Annotated in this window: 4 protein-coding genes; all 4 read right to left on the reverse strand. The window is 74.3% G+C overall.

Annotated features, from left to right (window positions below):
- A partial coding sequence (locus VF468_09690) for a hypothetical protein (GenBank protein HEX5878580.1) occupies nt 1-1,317 on the reverse strand: 1,317 nt, incomplete at its 3' end.
- Nucleotides 1,318-1,414: 97 nt separating this feature from the next.
- Nucleotides 1,415-1,615 carry a hypothetical protein gene (locus tag VF468_09695; GenBank protein HEX5878581.1) on the reverse strand — a complete coding sequence of 67 codons (201 nt, stop codon included), beginning with the start codon at nt 1,613-1,615 and terminating at the stop codon, nt 1,415-1,417.
- Nucleotides 1,616-1,868: 253 nt separating this feature from the next.
- Nucleotides 1,869-2,213 carry an IS110 family transposase gene (locus tag VF468_09700; GenBank protein ID HEX5878582.1) on the reverse strand — a complete coding sequence of 115 codons (345 nt, stop codon included), beginning with the start codon at nt 2,211-2,213 and terminating at the stop codon, nt 1,869-1,871.
- On the reverse strand, nt 2,183-2,923 hold the full coding sequence (locus VF468_09705; GenBank protein HEX5878583.1) for a transposase: 741 nt from the start codon (nt 2,921-2,923) through the stop codon (nt 2,183-2,185). Before VF468_09705 ends, VF468_09700 begins: the two co-directional genes overlap by 31 nt.
- Between the last annotated feature and the right edge of the window lie 171 nt (nt 2,924-3,094).

The raw sequence follows: 3,094 nt of genomic DNA on the forward strand, positions 1-3,094 counted from the left end.
GACCTGGGCCGGCTCGCCCTCGACCTGGACGGGGGCGCCGCCGCGGGTCCGCAGCTCGTACAGGGCCGCCGCCGCCAGCGCCAGGGCCAGCACCTCCCACCAGGGCGTGGCCAGCACCTGCCCGAGGCGGCGGGCCCGCTCCCGCTCCTCGGACCGCACCGCGATCCAGGTGACCAGGCCGAACAGCAGCAGGCCGGCGGCCATTGCGAGCGCCACCTCGCGCCTGGCCGCCGCCGTCGCCTGCGGCTGGAGGCCGGGAACGGGATCCAGCGGCCCGGCCAGCCCGAGCGCGACCAGGTAGCCGAGGGCGCCCCCGGCGGCCAGGGGGAGCGCGGCCTCGACCATCGACCGCGCCCCGATCGGCAGCCCGCCAACGCCGTGGGCGATCAGCACCGACACCTCCCCCCGACGGCGCCGGACCGCGAACACCGCAGCCGCAGCCACCAGGGCCAGGGCCAGGAGGCGCCCGGTGAGCGAGATGCTCTCCACCGGTCCGGTCAGGGCGGCCAGGGTGGCGTGGGCGCGGCGGACCACGTCGGTGATCGGGGTGGCGGTGGTGACCCGGGTGAGCCCCGTCTGCTCCGCCCAGGGGTCGCCGGTGGTCCCCTGGACGGCCTGGATCTGGCCGGCCAGCCGGTCGGCCTCCGGCAGGGTGAGCCGGTCCGACTCCGGGTAGAAGTCCCATTCCAGCTGGCCCGGGGACTCCAGCCGGCGGGTCAGCTCCAGGAACCGGTCGGGGTCGACTAGCACCAGCCCGGGCGGCGTGGTCCTCTCCTCCTGGTCCAGGGTGTAAATGACCTTGCCCAGCGGAGACCAGAAGCGGTCGAGCGGCTGGTCGGAGGTGGCCAGGTCCCGGTAGACGCCGACGACCCGGACCCTGACGCCGGGCGGCAGTCCCAGGCGGACGGTCTGGCCGGCCCGCACGCCGAGCGAGGAGGCGGCGGTGTCGGGCAGCCAGGCGCCGTCGCCACCGGTCCGCTCCAGCGCCTGGATGTGCCCGGCGAAGCCGTCCCGGGCGGCCAGGCGCACCCTGGCCGTCCTGGTCCCGGCGGCCGCGTCCATGGTCGCGCCCGACCTGGTGCGGACCGGCGGCCCGAGGCCGGGGACCAGGTCGCTGGCGACCGACTCGGCCGCCCGCTGCACCGCGGCCACGTCCGCCGGCCGGTCCCCGAACATGACCATGGCCAGCATCGGGACCCCGCCGATCCGGTCGAGCTCCTGGCCGACGGCGGCGTCGCCGGCGGAGGCCAGGAACAGCCGGCCCGAGGTCGCGGTCAGCGCCAGGATCAGTGCCGCGGCAACCACGGCGACCGCCACCCCAGGGAAGTGGACCAGCCGGATCGGCGCTTTGAGCAGGGCTTCTTATCCTTTTCTAAGCATACCAAGCTCAACGATCGGCTTGATCGTACCCGGATCAGACCTGGCGGTCGAGGACCTGGTCGGCGACCTGGGCCAGGGCGGTGCGGACGGGGCCGGGGGGGACGGCGTCGAGGGCGGAGCGGGTGGCGTCGACCTCGGCCTGGGCGGTGCGGCGGGCCTCGGCCAGGGCCGGGGAGCGGCGGAGCAGGTCCAGGGCGCCGCCGACGGCGCCGTTGTCGTGGTCGCCGTCGAGCACCGCGGCCAGCTTGGACCGCGGGTCGGCGCGCAGCAGCAGCGCGCAGCGCTGCTCCCCAGTGGCCGGTCCAGGCCCTGGAACATCGCCTACACCTGCTCGGCCGAGGCGACCCCTCTGAGGTGGCCGCGGCGGCGGCGTTGCCCAGGAACCGGCCTGGTGACTCACCGCGGCCGAAGAAGTACTCCTCGCGGTTGCGGGCGATCTGGTCCAGCCAGTAGCTCTCCTGGCCCGCCGCTTGCTCTGGTGGACGCTCCTATGTTGGGTCAAAGCGTGGGTTGGCCTCCAAGAGTCGGTAGAGCTGGCGGGCAACGTAGCGGACCAGACAGCGTCGGATTTCCCGGTTGGTCTTACCCTGGGCGCGGCGCCGTTGGGCGTAGGCACGGGTGGCTGGGTCATAGCGCAGCCTGGTCAGGACGACCAGGTGCAGGGCCTGGTTGAGCTGACGGTCCCCAGAGCGATTCAGCCGCACGCGCACCGTCTGGCCGCTAGAGGCAGGGATGGGCGCGGCCCCACCGAGCATGGCGAAGGCGGCATCGGTGCGGCAGCGGCCGGGGTGGGACCAGGCGCTCAGGACAATGGCGGCCACGATCGGGCCCACGCCAGTCCGGCTGAGCAGGTCGGGTCGCCAGGCCCGGACCAGGTAGTGATGGCCCGGGTGTGCTCGGCGATCTCGGCGTTCAGGAGCTGGATGCGGCGGGCCAGAGCGCGCAGGCTGACCGCAGTGGCGGCAGTCTCGACATCCCAGGTGGTCTGCTGACGGAGCCGCCCACAGGTGGCGACCAGGCGAGGCGAGGTCAGGCCACGCAGCCGCCCACGGAGGCTGTCGGGGGCGGCGACAACGAGGGCGTGGAGCTGGCGTTGGGCGTCGGTGGCAGCCTGGACCGCCGAGCGGCGGGCGGCCAGCCGCACCGACAACGCCGCGCGATGACCGGCCGCTCTGGGCTGAGCGAGCTGGTCACGACCCAAGGCTTCGCGGGCCGCCCTGGCCGCGTCCAGCAGGTCGGACTTGGCGCCGTGGCGGCGGGCGGCCCGCTTGGGCCGGTCCAGCTCCACCACCCGCTCGGCCTGGCCATCGAGGAAGCGGGTCAGGCCCGCGCCGTAGCCGCCGGTGCCTTCGACCGCCCAGACCCGCTGGCCAGGCTGGCGGGCCGCCACCTGGAGCAGCTGCTGGTCGCCGGCTGGAGTGGCCGGCACGGTCACCTGGGTGACGACCGCGCCAGTCGTGGCGGCCACGACCGCGGCGGTGTGGGTGTGCTTGTGGGTGTCTGCCTCGATGACGAGCTCGACGAGGTCTGCCAGCATAACCATGGGTTGACTCCTTGCCCGGACGTCGACGTGGACGGGATTGGTCCGGACCGGACGCAGGGCAGGACGGTGATGGGACACGCCCGACTGGCATCGGGTGGTCAAGCTCCTGATCAGGCCAGCAGCGCCGGTTCCGGGCCGCTCCTGGCAGCAGTGGGCGGACAAGTCCGGCGC

The sequence above is a fragment of the Actinomycetota bacterium genome, assembly GCA_036280995.1.
GTDB lineage: Bacteria > Actinomycetota > CALGFH01 > CALGFH01 > CALGFH01 > CALGFH01.

What these genes read in the sequence shown, in the direction of transcription:
- VF468_09705 (HEX5878583.1), bottom strand. Translation starts at nt 2,923, where the DNA reads ATGGTTATGCTGGCAGACCTCGTCGAGCTCGTCATCGAGGCAGACACC.